This is a genomic window from Undibacterium sp. JH2W (genome assembly GCF_049340425.1).
Taxonomy (GTDB): Bacteria; Pseudomonadota; Gammaproteobacteria; order Burkholderiales; family Burkholderiaceae_D; genus Undibacterium.
Window position 1 is genome coordinate 170651 of sequence record NZ_JBMPOT010000002.1, and the last position, 17649, is coordinate 188299.

The 17649-nt window shown below is 50.6% G+C and carries 12 protein-coding genes and 2 riboswitches; of the genes, 7 read left to right on the forward strand and 5 right to left on the reverse strand.

Annotated features, from left to right (window positions below; genetic code table 11):
* Positions 1 to 23: 23 nt before the first annotated feature.
* Positions 24 to 1244, reverse strand: a complete 1221-nt coding sequence (locus ACO0LC_RS03065; RefSeq protein ID WP_423000513.1) for an MFS transporter — start codon at positions 1242 to 1244, stop codon at positions 24 to 26.
* Between the two features lie 110 nt (positions 1245 to 1354).
* On the opposite strand from ACO0LC_RS03065, the gene ACO0LC_RS03070 reads away from it, so the two are divergent.
* Positions 1355 to 1930, forward strand: a complete 576-nt coding sequence (locus ACO0LC_RS03070; protein WP_423000515.1) for a TetR/AcrR family transcriptional regulator — start codon at positions 1355 to 1357, stop codon at positions 1928 to 1930.
* Positions 1931 to 1944: 14 nt separating this feature from the next.
* Here ACO0LC_RS03070 and ACO0LC_RS03075 read toward each other — a convergent pair whose 3' ends face one another.
* Both ACO0LC_RS03075 and ACO0LC_RS03080 read right to left on the reverse strand, forming a co-directional pair.
* Entirely contained in the window at positions 1945 to 2319 is a 375-nt protein-coding gene (locus tag ACO0LC_RS03075) for a VOC family protein (protein ID WP_423000517.1), read from the reverse strand.
* Between the two features lie 64 nt (positions 2320 to 2383).
* Positions 2384 to 4195, reverse strand: coding sequence for an ABC transporter transmembrane domain-containing protein (locus ACO0LC_RS03080; protein WP_423000519.1), 1812 nt, complete (start codon positions 4193 to 4195; stop codon positions 2384 to 2386).
* Between the two features lie 227 nt (positions 4196 to 4422).
* Between ACO0LC_RS03080 and ACO0LC_RS03085 the strand changes: the two genes are divergently transcribed.
* The 4 genes from ACO0LC_RS03085 (at position 4423) to gcvP (ending at position 12253) form a co-directional block, all read left to right on the forward strand.
* Positions 4423 to 6828, forward strand: a complete 2406-nt coding sequence (locus ACO0LC_RS03085; protein WP_423000521.1) for a penicillin acylase family protein — start codon at positions 4423 to 4425, stop codon at positions 6826 to 6828.
* Between the two features lie 504 nt (positions 6829 to 7332).
* Positions 7333 to 7421: riboswitch (glycine riboswitch) on the forward strand.
* A gap of 11 nt (positions 7422 to 7432) precedes the next feature.
* A riboswitch (glycine riboswitch) is annotated at positions 7433 to 7571 on the forward strand.
* 72 nt (positions 7572 to 7643) lie between these two features.
* Positions 7644 to 8774, forward strand: coding sequence for a glycine cleavage system aminomethyltransferase GcvT (gcvT, locus tag ACO0LC_RS03090; RefSeq protein WP_423000523.1), 1131 nt, complete (start codon positions 7644 to 7646; stop codon positions 8772 to 8774).
* Positions 8775 to 8867: 93 nt separating this feature from the next.
* Entirely contained in the window at positions 8868 to 9245 is a 378-nt protein-coding gene (gene gcvH / locus ACO0LC_RS03095) for a glycine cleavage system protein GcvH (protein ID WP_423000525.1), read from the forward strand.
* Between the two features lie 119 nt (positions 9246 to 9364).
* On the forward strand, positions 9365 to 12253 hold the full coding sequence (gene gcvP, locus ACO0LC_RS03100) for an aminomethyl-transferring glycine dehydrogenase (RefSeq protein ID WP_423000527.1): 2889 nt from the start codon (positions 9365 to 9367) through the stop codon (positions 12251 to 12253).
* A gap of 70 nt (positions 12254 to 12323) precedes the next feature.
* Here gcvP and ACO0LC_RS03105 read toward each other — a convergent pair whose 3' ends face one another.
* Both ACO0LC_RS03105 and ACO0LC_RS03110 read right to left on the reverse strand, forming a co-directional pair.
* A complete protein-coding gene (locus tag ACO0LC_RS03105) occupies positions 12324 to 14447 on the reverse strand; it encodes an EAL domain-containing protein (RefSeq protein WP_423000529.1) in 2124 nt (707 codons plus the stop codon).
* Between the two features lie 308 nt (positions 14448 to 14755).
* A complete protein-coding gene (locus ACO0LC_RS03110; RefSeq protein WP_423000531.1) occupies positions 14756 to 15208 on the reverse strand; it encodes a cache domain-containing protein in 453 nt (150 codons plus the stop codon).
* 320 nt (positions 15209 to 15528) lie between these two features.
* Between ACO0LC_RS03110 and ACO0LC_RS03115 the strand changes: the two genes are divergently transcribed.
* Together ACO0LC_RS03115 and ACO0LC_RS03120 are read left to right on the forward strand one after the other, a co-directional pair.
* A complete protein-coding gene (locus ACO0LC_RS03115; RefSeq protein WP_423000533.1) occupies positions 15529 to 15864 on the forward strand; it encodes an energy transducer TonB in 336 nt (111 codons plus the stop codon).
* 200 nt (positions 15865 to 16064) lie between these two features.
* Positions 16065 to 17642 (forward strand): hypothetical protein, encoded by a 1578-nt coding sequence (locus ACO0LC_RS03120; RefSeq protein WP_423000535.1) that lies wholly within the window; start codon positions 16065 to 16067, stop codon positions 17640 to 17642.
* Positions 17643 to 17649 lie beyond the last annotated feature (7 nt).

The following is a 17649-nucleotide window of genomic DNA, read 5'->3' on the forward strand; positions in this document are numbered from 1 at the left end:
TTTCTTGTCGATTGTAGTGCGGCTCAGGCCACCTGCAGTTGCAATTGTTTTTCCTGTATAGGTAAATGTATCAGGGCTGCGCCCACTGCCAGCGTGATATCGATATACCAGAGCAAATTGAAATTGCCATTTGCTTCCAGCACCTTGCCACCCAGCCAGACACCCAGGAAGCCGCCGATTTGGTGTGTCAGCATGACGATGCCAAACAGGCTGGCCATATTTGCCGGGCCAAACAACTTGGCAACCAGGCCAGCAGTCGGCGGTACTGTAGACAGAAAAGTCAGCCCCATGACCGCGGCAAACATCAGCACAACCGTGCCAGTTTTAGGTGCCAGCAAAAACAGGATGATAGCGATGGCACGTGTCGCATATAGCAAGGACAGCAGCGATTTCATGCGCCATTTGCCAACTGCCCAACCCATGGAAATGCTGCCTATGATGTTGAACAAGCCCAGCATGGCCAGCGCCCAGCCGCCAAATTCTGCAGGCAAGCCGCATAGACTTATTACGCCAGGCAAATGGGTGGCGAGGAAAGCCACATGGAAGCCGCAGACAAAAAAGCCAGCTGCCAGCATTAGGTAACTGGGATTTTTCAGGGCAATGGCGATCGCTTTGGAAGTGCTGACAGGTGCTTGTCCTGCACTGGCGGTTTGCGCGGGTTTACCGCGCAATAGATAGGCAGCGGGCAGGGCCAGCAAAACCAGTATGCCCATGATCTGCATCGCATTATTCCAGCCATACCAACCCATGAGCGCGATGGCGATTGGCGCCATTAAAAATTGGCCAAATGAACCACCTGCATTCACAATGCCAGTGGCAATGCCACGTTTTTCTGCCGGGATCATGCGGGTGACAGTCGCCATCAACACTGCAGGCCCGGCCATGCCTGCACCACCTGCCGCCAGCATGCCTATGGCAAAGATCAGGCCCGCCGTAGTCGTCATCAGCGGCGTGATGAAAGTGCCTAATGCTACCAGCACGATACCGATGCACAAGACGCGCCCAGCACCCATTTTATCGGCAAAAGCGCCAGCGAATGGCTGTGTCAGGCCCCACCACAATTGCCCAAAGGCGAAAGCCAGGCTGATATTGCCTACCCCTAGACCAGTGGAGGTATTCATGGGACTGAGAAACAGCCCCATGCTTTGCCTGGTCCCCATGGTCAGGGCAAAAGTGCCTGCAGTGCCCAGCAATACCAGCCAGATGGCAGGGTATTTGTTCAGAAGATTGCTCTTGGTATCCATATTGGTTTTCCGTTAATGGGGGGTATTTTACTTTAAATGATGGTCATCATGATTGTATATATTACGTTTATAATCTATGATGTCAAGAGAATTTGTTAAGGAGTAGCGTCATGAAAGTCAGTCGAGAGCAGGCAAATGAAAATCGCCAGCGTATCCTGGATGTAGCTTCACAGCTATTTCGGGAGCGTGGCTATGACGGTGTCAGCGTGGTCGATCTGATGAAGGGGGCAGGCCTGACCCATGGTGGCTTTTATGGAAATTTTTCTTCCAAAGAAGATCTGATTGCGCAAACCTGTGCACTGAGCCTGGGACGTTCGGCAGAGCGCTGGAAGAAATGGCAGGCAGAATCCCCGGATACCGCCTTGTCACGCATCGCCAATGATTATCTGTCTCCCGCCCACAGGGACAAGCCGGGCAGGGGTTGTGCCCTGGCGGCACTGGGTTCAGACATGGCCAGACAAAACAAGACCGTGCGCAAAGCTGCCGATAAAGGCGCACATGATTTGATGGCTGTACTGTCGGACTTGCTGCCTGGCGAGACGAAAGAAAAAAGAGAGGATAAGGCCATGCTGGCTTTGGCCAGCATGGTGGGAGCAGTCGTGCTGGCGCGAGTGGCAGAAGATGAAGATTTTTCCCAGCGCATCCTGGGCGCTGTCGCTGCTACGCTGGAGGCTGAAAAGGATTGAAGCCAACTGAGGCTTTAGCCACCCATGCAGAATGCATTGAGTTTATGGCCATCCAGGTCGCGGAAATAAGCGGCGTAAAAACCGCTGTCACCTCTTGGGCCTGGCGCACCTTCATCCTTGCCGCCTAGTTCAAGTGCTTTTTTATGTACCGCCTGAACTTGCTCTCTGGTTTTCATCACGAGGGCGACCATGTTGCCATTGCCTGGAGTGGCCGCTTCGCCATTATATGGTTTGACTATACTCAGAGCGGGATGCTTCGGGCTGGCTCCCCAGGTAATAAAATCTTCCAGATCTATCTGGCGCCGGGCACCAACATCAGCGAGCAAGGCATCGTAAAAAGCAGCGGCACGTCCGATATCATTTGTGCCTAGAGTAATGTAGCCTATCATCATGGTCTCCTTGGTAAGTGTTGTTGGTGAGTTGGCTATTTTGCCATGTTTTATTGATTCGGCTCTACTCTTCATTTTTATGCAAATCAAACTGCAAGGCAGCCAATTTTGCATATACACCGCCTTGCTCGACCAACGAGGCGTGGGTGCCAGTTTCTACTATGCGGCCATGTTCCATGACGATGATACGGTTGGCACGCTGCACAGTGGCCAGTCGGTGGGCAATGATGAGGGTAGTGCGGCCCTGCATGGCTACTTCCAGCGCGCCTTGCACCAGGCGTTCTGATTCTGCATCCAGGGCGCTGGTGGCTTCATCTAGTAACAGCAATGGGGGATTTTTCAGCAGGGCGCGGGCGATGGCTATCCTCTGTTTTTGTCCGCCAGACAGACGCACGCCACGCTCACCAAGAAAGGATTGATAGCCTTCTGGCAGTCTTTCTATAAACTCATGCGCGGCCGCCATTTTTGCTGCTGCTATCACTTCTGCATCACTGGCATCGGCGCGGCCATAGCGTATGTTTTCCATGGCATTAGCTGAGAAGATGACGGTATCTTGTGGCACCACGCCTATCGCGCCACGCAATTCATGCAAATTCAGTTCACGGATATTGATGCCGTCCAGGGTGATCCTGCCTTGCTGCGGATCATAAAAACGCAGCAGCATCTGGAATAGCGTCGTTTTGCCAGCACCTGAAGAGCCAACGATGGCAACAGTTTCGCCAGGCTGTATATCCAGCTTCAGGTTCAGCAAGGCCGCAGTCTTGGGGCGTGAAGGATAATGAAATTCCAGCCCTTGCAATGACAGTGCTGCCCCTCTGGGATCATGCTCGGCACGGGTAGGCAAACTCAGTGCTTTTACAGGATTCTGTATCGGCGATTTGACCTCGATCAATTCCAATAAGCGCTCGGTTGCACCGGCAGCGCGCTGGGCATCGCCCATGACTTCCGACAAAGCGCCAACAGCACCTGCGACGATGGATGCATACAGGATGAACTGACCCAGTTCGCCACCACTCATGCGGCCTTGCATTACTGCATGGGCACCCAGCCACAAGACAAACACAATCGCACCAAAGATCAGCAGGATAGCCATGACTGTCAACAGTGAGCGCGCACGTATGCGGCGCATGGCAGTTTTGAATGCGCCTTCCACTGTGCCAGAAAAACGCTGCGCTTCTATATGTTCATGGGTGAAGGCTTGCACGGTAGGCATGGCATTCAGTATTTCACCTGCAATTGCTGATGCATCGGCAATCCGGTCTTGCGAATCACGCGATAAGGTGCGCACACGGCGCCCAAACAGGATGATGGGCAAGACCACTACCGCCAGCATGACGATGATGATGGACGACAGTTTAGGGCTGGTAATGAATAACATCACCAGGCCGCCGAGGAACAGCAAGAAATTGCGCAGGGCCATTGAGATGCTGGTGCCCACCACGGTTTGTATCAGCGTGGTGTCGGTCGTCAGACGTGACAGCACTTCACCGGTTTGTGTGGTTTCAAAAAATTCCGGGCTTTGTGTCACCACATGCGAATACACGGCATTGCGTATATCGGCTGTCACTCTTTCACCCAGCCATGACACCATATAAAACCTGGCGGCCGTGGCTATGCCCAGTACGCAGGCCACCCCAAACAAGGCGATAAAGGTCAGGTCCACATGCTTGATGCTGCGGTCGCCGGCACCAAAACCCAGGTCTATCATCTGGCGGAAAGCATAGGGTATTGCCAGTGTAGCGCCAGCAGCAACCAGCAAGGCAATGCCTGCCAATACAAACTGCATCTTGTAGGGCGTGAGAAAGGGGAGCAGGCCTTTGAGGGTTTGCAAGCTGCTGCGCTGGGAAATTTCAGCGGTAGGAGGGGGAGTGGTCATGCGCAGTCCTAAAGGATAGACAAACTAAGGGCAAGCGTCGGCTGGGCCGCGGGCTAAACAATAACGAAAGATATAGATGATGATATGCAGGCGAATATCAATAGCATGCTTCTAGTCTTTTTCTGGTGATAAACTATTGTCAATACTTATGAGTTAACAGCGTTTGAGTGTAATTTTGACCATCAGTGTAAAATCAAAAAACAATATACCGCATAGAAGGCTTACAGATGAAACGTGTGCTGAAATGGAGTTTGCTCATACTGACAGGTCTGTTACTGATTACCTTCATTGCTGCTGCTGTTTATCTGTATGGCAAGCGCGTGCAGCGCTCAGGTAATCAGGTGCTCACGGGTTTGCAAGCCGAAGTGACGGTGCAATATGACGAACGCGGTGTGCCGCATATAGAAGCAAAAAGTGAGGCAGACTTGTATCGTGCTCTCGGTTATGTGCATGCGCAGGATAGATTATTTCAAATGGAAATGGTGCGTCGCCTGGCCAAAGGTGAGCTGGCAGAAATTCTTGGCCCCAAACTGCTCGATACCGACCGTTTATTCCGCACCCTGGGTTTGCGCAAGCATGCGGCTGACTATGCTGCCAGGCTTGATAAAAACTCTCCTGCAGTCAAAGCCCTGAAAGCCTATCTTGATGGTATCAATCAATATCAGGCCACGCACGCAGCACCTCTGGAATTTGAATTGCTGGGCATACCCAAACGGCCATTTACTGCAGAAGATACGGTTGTTGTATCTGGCTATATGGCATACAGCTTTGCGGCGGCCTTTCGTACTGAACCAGTATTGACTCAGATACGTGACAAACTAGGCGCAGACTATTTGCGCATTTTCGATCTGGCCTGGCATCCAGAAGGTGTTATCAAACCCTTGCAATTGGGTGCCGCAGACTGGGGCAAGATGAATCGTATCGCCACTACCAGCCAGCAAGCTTTGGAGGAATTTGGCCTGCCTCAGTTCGAGGGTAGCAATGCCTGGGTGGTCGCCGGTAAAAATACTGGCAGTGGTAAACCCTTGCTGGCGGGTGATCCGCACATCGCTTACTCGGCACCCGCGGTCTGGTATGAAGCTCATCTCAAAATGCCGGGTTTTGAATTATATGGCCATCATCAGGCACTCAATCCCTTTGCCTTGTTAGGTCACAACCAGAACTTTGGCTGGACCCTGACCATGTTCCAGAATGACGATCTCGATTTTATAGCCGAGAAAGTCAATCCACAAAATCCCAATCAAGTCTGGATCAAGGGGCAGTGGGTGGATATGCAAAGCCGCGAAGAAATCATTAAGGTCAAAGGGCGTGAGTCCCTCAAACTGCAATTGAGAACATCAGCGCATGGCCCTATCATCAGCGACGCCTTCCGTGAAGCATGGGGTGAAGATCTGACTGCCAAACCCATCGCCATGTGGTGGGCATTTTTGGAAACTGAAAACCCTGTACTCGATGCCTTTTATGAATTGAACCGCGCCAGCACAAAAGAAATAGCAGCCCATGCAGCCAGCAATATCCATGCACCAGGTTTGAATGTCGTCTGGGCGAATACGCAAGGCGACATCGCCTGGTGGGCTGCGGCGAAACTGGTCAAGCGACCATCGGATGTCAACCCGGCTTTTATTCTTGATGGCAGTACAGCAGAGGCAGACAAGCCTGGCTTTACTGATTTTGCTGATAATCCGCATGAAGTCAATCCTGCGCGCGGCTACATTGTCTCGGCCAATCAACAACCCTTGCCATCAGGCGATTTTGCCATCCCCGGCTATTACAATCTGAATGAACGTGCACGCAGGCTGGAAGCTTTATTAGCGCAACCAGGCATCAAGTGGGAGACCAAAAACAGCCAGGCTTTGCAGCTTGATAACAAGACAGCTTATGCTGCGCAGATTTTGCCCTCTATCTTGCCCACCTTGCGCAAGCAAGTAACTGATGCAGACGGCAAACGTCTGCTGGAACTGCTGGAAAAATGGGATGGCAGTTACCAGGCGAATAGCATAGCACCCACCATCTTTAGTCAATTGCTGTATCAGATCACCTATGCGGCAATGGCAGATGAAGTCGGTGAAGTCCAGTTCAAAAACCTCTTGCGTACCCGCGCGCTTGACTATGCCTTGCCACGTTTGCTGGCAGATGCGCATTCACCCTGGTGGGATAACCGTACTACGCCAGCAGTAGAAACTCGCGACGATATCCTGGCACTGGCCTGGCGCGACAGCATCGCGCATTTGCAAAAAACCTTTGGTGCCGACAGCAAGCAATGGACCTGGGGCAAGGCGCATACCTTGACACATAAGCACCCCTTGGCGCAGCAAAAGCCGCTGGACAAGCTATTCAACATAGGCCCGTTTGAAGTTGCAGGTGGGCGTGAAGTGCCAAATAATTTGTCCGGGCCTATAGGACCAGCACCCTGGGATGTCGTGTATGGGCCATCAACACGACGTCTGATTGATTTTGCTGATGCTTCGAAAGCGCTAGGCATTAATCCTGTGGGGCAGAGCGGGGTTTTGTTTGATGCACATTACAATGATCAGGCGGCAGGGTTTGCGGCTGGGACTTATGTGCAGCAGTATTTGAGTGAGAAGGATGTTGTGGGACATGCGAAGAGTGTGCTTGTGTTGAGGGGGAAATAGGGGGGGCTGTTACCGTCATCACCGAAGCATAATCCGGCAATGATGCAACGCACATATTGACGTCATTCCAGCATGCTTTTGGCTGGAATCCAGTGGCGTTCGTGGTCAACTATTGCGTGAGCTAATTTCTGATCCCTAGTGTTTGAGCATTCGGATTTTCAAATACTTGCACACGTCATTTAAGATTGCTACCCCCGGCCTGCAATCATAATTTCACGAATACTGGTTATTAATTTCAGCTTGGCAAAAGCATTTAAGATATTTGCCTCACGCAAAATGCAAGATTCAAATCAGTCTGCAAGGATGAGATTTACTATCAGGTAAATATAGGCGGTAAATGGAAAGTATATTTAAATAGTCGATTTGGCAATGGAAGCAAATACAAGAATTTCGTTAAAATAAAATTTTATTTGCCAATTTAACAAATCCAGCATGAACTAAGCACTTTTCTGTAAATATTTCCACACTCAACTACCCAAGCCCTTGCAAGCCTTATATAATCGCGCTACTTGATCGGGAGAGCGTGACGAAAGTTGCCGCCGAAGGGGCTAATACCCAAAAAACTCTCAGGCACAAAGGACCGATCGACGGGGTAGTTAAAAGTTGCCCCAACTCTGGAGAGCGGTAGCGGCAGATACGTTTATTTTTATAAATATTCGCCGGACTACCCACCGAAGGTGCGCGCGGGCAGCAAACATACATGGCTCCCGTAATCTCTCAGGTACCAGGACAGAGGGGTATGCGATTTCAGCGCATGCGGCGTTTATTCGTCGTCGTGCGTTTGTTCGTCCCTTCAATCTGGTAATGAGGCACTCATGACGCAAGCAGCGACATCACTCAAGGCAACTCCCCTCAATGCAGCCCATCGTGCGGCTGGCGCAAAAATGGTTGATTTTGGCGGTTGGGACATGCCCGTCAACTATGGTTCCCAAATCGAAGAACATCATGCAGTGCGCACTGATTGCGGCATGTTTGATGTATCTCATATGTGTGTCGTTGATCTCCAGGGCGAAAATGTTCGCAGCTTCCTGCGTGGCCTGGTAGCGAATAATGTTGATAAATTGCAGGTAGCGGGCAAGGCCCTGTATTCCTGCATGTTGAAGCCTGAAGGCACGGTCATTGATGACCTCATCATTTATTTCTTCAGCGAAAACTGGTTCCGCCTCGTCGTCAATGCTGGCACGGCAGAAAAAGACATCGCCTGGATGAATGCCCGCAATGCAGAAACCAATAGCGGCCTGACCATTACCCAGCGCCGTGATGGTGCTAACGCTTTTGCCCTGGTGGCAGTGCAGGGCCCGAACGCCCGCGCCAAGGCATGGGAAGTCTTGCCAGAAACCAAAGCAGCTAGCGCAGAAATCAAACCCTTCAACGCAGTCATCGTCGCTGATACTTCCTTTGGTGAAGTCATGGTGGCACGCACTGGTTATACCGGTGAAGATGGTTTCGAGATTGCTGTATCTGCCGATCGCGTGACTGATTTCTGGAATGCCCTGGTTGCAGCCGGTGTCAAACCTGCTGGCCTCGGTGCACGTGACACCCTGCGTCTGGAAGCGGGCATGAATCTGTATGGACAGGACATGGATGAAACAGTCAACCCGCTTGATGCTGGTCTGGCCTGGACCATAGACCTGGTCAGTGAACGCGATTTCGTTGGCAAGCAAGCACTGCAAACACAAGGCCAGAACGCCCAGTTCCTGGGTCTGATCCTGCGTGAAAAAGGCGGCATCTTGCGCGCCCATCAAAAAGTAGTATGCGCACAAGGCGAAGGCGAAATCACCAGCGGTACTTTCAGCCCTACCATGGAACAGGCAATTGCACTGGCACGTTTGCCTATGGGCGTGTCTGTCGGCGATACTGTACATGTTGTTATCCGTGACAAGCAATTGGCAGCATCCGTTGTCAAACTGCCTTTTGTCCGTAACGGCAAAATCCTGGCCGTATAATTTGATCTGCAGTCAGTACAGCGCACTGGTACTGACTACTATTGATTAGCCACTCATTATTATTTAAAACAATTTATTTAACTGGAGCCCATCATGAACGTACCAGCAGACCTGAAATACACAACATCCCACGAATGGGTACGCACAGAAGCAGACGGCACGATCACTGTCGGCATTACAGCATTTGCTCAGGATGCTTTGGGCGATATCGTTTTCGTTGATTTGCCTAAAGTTGGCACAGCACTCGAAGCTGGCAAGGATTGCGCCGTGGTTGAGTCTGTTAAAGCAGCTGGCGACATCTATGCACCAGTGACTGGCGAAGTTGTCGCCATCAATGAAGAATTGGCCGATGCACCAGAATCCATTAATGCTGACGCGTTTGCAGCATGGCTGTTCAAACTGAAACCAGCCAATATTGCTGATGTTGATGCCTTGATGAATGCTGAAGCTTACGCCAAGAACATCGCTTGATTATGTAGTTAAAAGAGGTGGCCCTGTGGCTGCCTCTTTTAATATGGATTTGCCTGTTGCGGTTTGTCCCGCATAGCTCCGCCTGATATTCCACGTTACTCTTCCGTACCCCATATACCATGACCCGTCCTTCACTGACCCAACTGGAAGCGCATGACGCTTTCATCGCTCGCCATATCGGCCCTTCTGAAGCAGAACAAGCCGCCATGCTGAAAACCCTGGGCTATGCTGACCGCACAGCCCTGATTGATGCCATCGTCCCGGCCAATATCCGCCGTCACGATGTGCTGCCACTGGCGCAATTCACAGAAGCCAAGTCCGAACAGGAAGCACTGGCCACATTGAAGGCACTGGCGTCGAAAAACCGTGTACTGAAGTCCTTGATCGGTCAGGGTTATTACAATACGCATACTCCTGGCGTGATCCTGCGCAATATCTTTGAAAACCCTGCCTGGTACACAGCTTACACACCTTACCAGCCAGAGATTTCCCAGGGCCGCCTGGAAGCCATCCTGAATTTCCAGCAAGTCATCACTGACCTGACTGGCATGGATATCGCCAATGCATCCATGCTGGACGAAGGCACGGCTGCTGCTGAGGCAATGACGCTGATACAGCGTGTAGGCAAATCCAAATCCAATGTGTTTTATGTTGGCGATGATGTCTTGCCACAGACCCGCGAAATCATAGAAACCCGCGCCAAGCCGCTGGGTATCGAGGTGCGTACTTGCACGGGTACAGAAGCACTGGACAATGATTGCTTTGGTATCTTGCTGCAATACCCTGGCGTGGACGGCGCCATCCGCGATTACCGCGAATTTGCTGCCACCTTGCATGCAAAAGGCGCGATGGTCATCACTGCTGCCGATTTGCTGGCACTGACACTGATCGCTTCCCCAGGCGAGTGGGGTGCTGACGTGGTCGTTGGTAACAGCCAGCGCTTTGGCGTACCGCTGGGCTTTGGTGGCCCGCACGCAGGTTATATGGGTACGCGCGATGCATTCAAGCGCAGCATGCCTGGCCGTCTGGTTGGCGTGACGGTTGATGCACAAGGCAACAAGGCTTATCGCCTGGCCCTGCAAACACGCGAACAACATATCCGCCGTGAAAAAGCTACCTCGAATATCTGTACAGCACAGGTGTTGCTGGCAGTGATTGCCTCCATGTATGCCGTTTATCACGGCCCAGCAGGCCTGCGCCAGATCGCCTTGCGGGTACACCGCCTGACTGGTGTGCTGGCTGGCGGCCTGAAACAACAGGGTCTGGCTATTGCCAACACTACTTACTTCGACACCCTGACAGTCAATGTCGCCAATGCTGCTGCCTACCATCAGGCTGCCCAGGCTGCGGGCTACAATCTGCGCCAGATCAGCGCAACACAAGTTGGCGTTTCTCTTGACGAGACAGTCACACGTGCTGATGTTGAAGCTTTGTGGACGATTTTTGCCAAGGCCAGCGGTGTCACGACAGCGCCGGATTTTGCAGCGATAGAAGCAGGCGTCAATGATGCATACCCGGCAGCACTGACACGCGGCACGACTTACCTGACACACCCAACTTTCAACCGCTATCACGCAGAACATGAAATGCTGCGTTACCTGCGCAGCCTGGCTGACAAGGATTTGGCGCTGGACCGCACCATGATACCGCTGGGTTCATGCACGATGAAGCTGAACGCCACCAGCGAAATGATTCCTGTGACCTGGCCAGAGTTCTCCAGCATCCATCCATTTGCGCCAAATGACCAAACTATCGGTTACCGCGAAATGATCGATCAGCTGGAAGCCATGCTGTGTGCAGCGACTGGTTACGACGCTGTATCCCTGCAACCAAATGCCGGTTCCCAGGGGGAATACGCTGGATTGCTGGTGATCCAGGCTTACCACGCATCCCGTGGTGAAGCACACCGTAATATCTGCCTGATCCCGTCTTCTGCCCATGGTACCAATCCGGCATCCGCCAGCATGGTGGGCATGGACGTGGTCGTGGTGGCTTGCGATGACAAGGGCAACGTTGATCTGGCTGACTTGCAAGCCAAGGCAGAAAAGCACAGCGCCAACCTGGCAGCAGCGATGGTGACTTATCCATCCACGCATGGTGTGTTTGAAGAAGGCATACAGCAATTGTGCGAAATCGTGCATAGCCACGGTGGTCAGGTCTATGTCGATGGTGCGAACATGAATGCGCTGGTTGGCGTAGCCGCACCGGGCAAATTTGGTGGCGATGTCAGCCATCTGAACCTGCACAAGACTTTCTGTATCCCTCACGGTGGTGGCGGCCCAGGCGTAGGCCCGGTTGCAGTTGGTGCCCATTTGGCGAAGTTCTTGCCTAATCAGAAATCCACAGGCTATGTCCGTGGTGAAGATGGTATCTCTGCCGTCAGCGCCGCACCATTTGGCTCTGCCAGCATCTTGCCTATCTCATGGATGTACATCGCCATGATGGGCGCGCAAGGCTTGAAGGCAGCGACAGAAACAGCGATCCTGGCAGCTAACTACATCGCCAAACGCCTGGCCCCGCATTACCCTGTACTGTACAGCGGTCATGATGGCCTGGTGGCGCATGAGTGCATTCTGGATCTGCGTCCATTGACAGATGCGACTGGCATTACCAATGAAGACGTGGCAAAACGCCTCATCGACTTTGGCTTCCACGCACCAACCATGAGCTTCCCTGTGCCTGGCACGCTGATGATAGAACCGACAGAAAGCGAATCACAAGCCGAACTCGACCGCTTCATCGATGCCATGATCAGCATCCGTGAAGAAATCGCCAAGGTAGCCAGTGGTGAATTCGATGCCAAAGACAATCCTCTGAAACATGCGCCGCATACAGCAGAAGTGCTGATCGCCAATGAGTGGCCGCATGCTTACAGCCGTGAAGTGGCAGCTTACCCGGTTGCTTCACTGCGCAAGAATAAATACTTTGCGCCGGTTGGCCGTGCTGACAATGTCTATGGTGATCGCAATCTGTTCTGCTCTTGCATACCAGTTAGTGATTACGAATAAGTCTTGACTGCTTTGCTATAAATGAAAACGGACATGCTTGCATGTCCGTTTTTCTTCATCAGATAATCATTCAATTCGGCATCAGTACAGGGATAGGCGCATGCGCGGTCACACCCAGACGCAGCATTTTGGCAAATTGTTCTGCCGCCAGTGGCCGGCTAAAAATATAGCCTTGTCCTTCTTCACAATGCTGGGCTTTTAAGAAAGATAGTTGCCCCTGCTTTTCTATACCCTCTGCAATGACTTTTTGTTTCAGGCTATTGCCCATCGCGATGACGGCGCTGACGATGATGCCATCACCTCCGGCTTTACTTGCACCTATTTCATTGACAAATGACTGATCGATTTTCAATACATCAATCGGGAATTGATTCAGGTAACTCAGGCTTGAATAACCAGTGCCAAAATCATCGACTGCCAGTTGTATCCCCATGTCTTTCAATTGCTGGAGTATGGCGATGCTACTTTCTGCATTGCGCATCAAGACACTTTCGGTGATTTCCAGTTGCAGGCAGCTTGGTGAAAGCCCCGTCTCTTGCAAGATGGTACGTACGGCTTCAACAAAATCCTGGCGGCGAAATTCAACTGCAGAAATATTGACAGCGATTTCGGCAATCGTTAAACCTGCATCCTGCCATTTCTTGGTCTGGATACAAGCTTCACGCAAGACCCAGCGGCCTAGCGGGATGATGACACCACAGTCTTCTGCAATGCCAATAAAGCGTATTGGTGGCACCATGCCCCATTGTGGGTGATCCCAGCGCAACAAGGCTTCTGCGCCAGTGATGGCGCCGCTTTCAAGATTAATCTTGGGCTGGTAATGCAGCGAGAATTCATTGCGTATTATTGCCAGTCGCAGATTAGCTTCTATGACTTGCCGTTCAACTGCACGCACATTCATTTCTGGTTTGAAGAACTGGTAGTTATTGCGGCCTTTTTCCTTGGCCTGGTACATGGCCGTATCAGCATTTTTGATCAGGGTATCTGCATCTGCACCGTCGGCCGGATAGGAACTGATGCCTATGCTGGTGGTGACATACAACTCATGGCCATTGATACTATGTGGTGTTGCCAGCGACTTCAATAATTTTTCGGCAGTAAAGGCCGCATTCTCGGCAGACTTGTCATCTGTCACCAGTATGACGAATTCATCGCCACCCTGGCGGCTGACAGTGTCAGAACTGCGCACGCAGGCGCACAGGCGTTCAGTGACTGATTTCAGCAGCATGTCGCCCAGAGCATGACCTAAAGAATCATTGATATGCTTGAAATTGTCCAGGTCCAGGAAGAGTACGGCGAGGTGGGTTTCGCGACGTTTGGCCAGACCTATGGCCTGGGCAATGCGGTCATTCAACAGAGCACGGTTAGGCAGGTTGGTGAGGAAATCATGTTGCGCCAGATGCGCCATTTTCACTGCCATGGCCTGGGTCGCCGTGATATCGCGGAACACCATGACAGCACCGGATAGGTTACCGTAAGAATCGTGGATAGGCGCCGTGGAATCTTCTATGGCTACCTCGCTGCCATCACGTCTGAGCAAAATGGTCCCGGGAGTAAGGGTGGTGGCCGTATCCTGTTGCAATACCTGTACGACAGGATTGGCTTTAGGCTGCCGGTTTTCACTTTGTATCAGTGGCATGACCGTGCCTATGGGCTGGCCTTGCGCTTCTTCACGTTTCCACAAAGTGATATGTTCAGCGGCGACATTGAGGTAATCGATATTACCCGCCATGTCTGTGCCTATGACGGCATCACTGATGGAATTGAGGGTGATTTCTGCTCGTGCTTTTTCCAGGAAGGCAGCGTCCTCAACCGCTTTGCGCTGAATGATATTGCGCAAGGATTGCGGCACCAGGTAACTGGAAAAATGACCCCGGGTCAGGAAACCTTGTGCACCCAGTTCAACAGCTTCGATTGCCAGCGCATGATCTGTGTCACAGATAGTCAGTATGGGAATTTTGGGGACTATTGCAAATAAGTGCTGGAAGCTGGCGATACCCTTGCTGTCCGGCAGGAAACAGTCAAGCAAGATGATATCTATAGGCTTGGTTTTGTCATGCAGATGTTCAATGGCCGTAGCCAGGGTGTCTGCAAATGCCGTTTCATAATAACCATCGCGGGCTTTGAGCAGCGCATCCTGTAGTGCCAGGGCATCGGCAATGACAGGTGTAACAACGAGAATTCGCTTGACCATGAACTGGTTCCTTATAAAGCATTTGCAGAATGAAAGCAGCCAAAGACAGTCGCAAGTAAGGTATAGACAATCTAAGCTGGTGAAATACCAGGCTTTTTTTCTATAAATTATTGCCCATGCAAACCGTCTTTTGCCATGAAGCATGATCAGAAGTTACTGCAGGTCGAGCTGGGTGTCTGTGCGATGCCGCACGCAAGGCTTAGACGAGTGCGTGGGATAGGAGTGAAAACAGCGGGGCACTTAAAAGAGGAGGAAGGTATCGATCTTATCGATACCTTTATTTAAGCCTGATTGAAAAATAACTAAATCTATTTAGCTTTATAGATACCGGCTTCCAGTATCACATCATTATTGCGAAAGATATAAGTAGTCTTGTTCTCTATCTGCTTGGACACAGGATTGTTGTAGCGATAGTCTACCCAGCCCTTACCCTTGCTTTTAGCCAGGGCAATAATGTCTTTGCGATAGTATTTGCCATCGGCATCGGGCAAGTCCAGCATGTTTTTACCTACCAGTTTAGGGTTGATGGGGTGAGCGATGACGATGCCATCCAGGCCACGCAAGTACAGGTAGATAGAGCCATTGATGAATTCAGGGTTCTTGTTGTTGATTTCCTGCACCAGCGCATCCTTGCCATTCTTTTGCATATAGGCCAGACCTTTGTCTACCATGGCAACAGCATCTGCCGGATTGTCTTCCGCTATTGCCATTGAGAATTGGCTTGCCAGCAACAATGCAAGCAATAATTTGATGAATGTCATTTTTGTCTCCCTCGCTATCATTATTTTTATTGATCGTGTGGTCTGGCACTTGCTGCATGATTAAGACTAGTGGAGATAGGCGAAAAAGGCAAAGTGTTCATGTTAATAAGCAACAGCTTGCTAGCCAGTATTGCCATCATTTAATGCAAGGCTTGATGTGATATTAAGGGGAACAATAGGAGGCACAATCTTTAACATTCAAGAGCGGCATTCGGACTGAAAAGAATTGCCCTGCGGAAAAATTGTGCAGTAAAATATGCACATGTTTCCGCATGGCAATCTATTTCTTATCTCTGTATTTCGTCTATTCCATCACTCTCATGAAAAAATCAATTCTCTTCACTGCGCTACTCGTTTCTTCTTTCACTGCATTTGCAAGTGAAGTCGCTCCTACTGTAGATAAGCAATCTTGCGAAAAAGCAGTTTATCCAAAATCAGCATTGATGAATGAAGAAACAGGGACGGTAGTTTTGTCTGTGTTGGTTGGACCTGATGGCGCGGTGGTTGATTCAAAAGTAGAGAAGTCCAGTGGTTCCAAGGCTTTGGATAAGGCAACTCAAAAGATTTATTCTTCCTGCAAATTCAAACCAGGTGCCAAAGATGGCAAACCTCAGCAAGCCTGGACCAAGCTGGAATATGTCTGGAGCCTGTCCTGATGTAATCCTTGCTGATCATCCATATCAGTAAGACAGTTCAAAAGAGATGCTTTGACATCTCTTTTTTTATGGATGATGCAGCACAAATTTTTTCTTCTCCTGTCATCAGTTTTGATGTGTATTTACTAAAGAAATAAAAAATCTTGCCGTTAATTAATTGAACGTAATGCAAGAATTTATTTCCGGGATGCACACTTGATATGACGACTACTCTTTCTGGTCTGAGCGCTACCACGACACAGGTCAATGTGGCTGTCGGTGCAAGCCAGGCCCTGGGGCTGGATAAACCAGCGGGTGGCACAGCATTGTCACTGGACGCCACAAATACATCAACGGCAACGCCTTCCTATCAGTTGAATTTGCGTGCGGCTCGCACAGTGTTGGTGTCACAAACATATGATGAGACCGGCTTTGTGCCAGCTCCAGCTACTCAGTGGCTGGAAAACAAAAGCGATGATGCTTTCAGCTATATGCTGGAACAAAATGCCAGGTTGCCGACAGTGGCTGGGCGTTTCAATGGCCTTGCCTCTGGCTTGATTGAGCGTTTTCAAACCACGCATGGTGATTTCAAGCAGGCAGTGATTGGCAATTATCCCGCCCAGGCAGGTGCCAGTCAGAATGTGGCAGACCTGAGCCAAGCCAGGTTGAATAATTTGCGCGAGCATGCGGATCAAAGTCTGGGCCTGAGCGTCACGCTGGCATCCGGACGGAGCATAGATTTTTCTATCAAAAGTAATGTTGATGGCCTGAGTGTGGAAGCCAGCAGTAGTGCCGAACTGACTGAGTCCGAGAGCAGGGCGCTGGAAAAGCTGGCGGCTGGCCTGGAGAAAACCGCCAATAGCTATTTTGTTGACCAGCGTATCAATCTCGATGCACTGGCAAGCTTCGATACTTTTGCCATCAGTTCACTCAAGCTGGATATCAAAGTCGGTGAGCAGGAATTGAATTTTAATATTGATCAATCCCATCATCAGCTCAACATAAAGTCTGCCAGTGGACAGATAGATATTGATGTCAGCCATGATAATCCTGGCTTACGCGGTAATACTGCGCAAAGGAATAAGGCGATATTGCTATTTCTTGGGCAGATCGATAATGCAGGCAATCGTGGCAGCGCTGACAAAGAGCTGATATCGCTCTACAAAGATGCATTCTCCATCATGCAAAAAATCAATACTGAGGAAGATAGTTCTGATTTGAGCACGCAGTTGCCAGGTCGCGCGCCAAGTTTTTGGGATGATGCTGCTCAGCCTTTGCTCACAGGGCTTGCTGATTTCAGTGCGAAAATCAGCGGCGTGGTGAGTACACCCAATCCTGCGCATTTGCAGGAAAGCGATTATTTCAATTATCAGGTCAGTCAAAAAACGACACAGCAGGGCCATGCGGCAAATGGCAATATCAGCCAGATACTTGATTCCAGATTGAGTGCTGCTTTTCATCAGGAATTAAAGTCAGATGTGAAGCCAGTGTTAACTAATGACAAGAATTCGCAAAGTTACCGCTATTCCACGGTCGAAGATCATGCCAGCAGCAAGCTGGTCCTGGGCTTTGATAAAAACCAACTGCATAGTGCCAGCCTGGAAAAGAGTAGCGACCGTTTGTTATCAGTGTCCAGATTCGAGTTTGGCAGGCTGGTCAGCACGCAAACTCATCCAGACAAACAAGATAGCAAGATCAACTTGCAAGTCAATACTGGCCCGCATGCTTCAGCGAGTGAGCAGGCACTGCAGCGCCTGCGCATGGTTGATAGCTTGAGGAATCAAATATTCCTTGATTGAGAGAGTT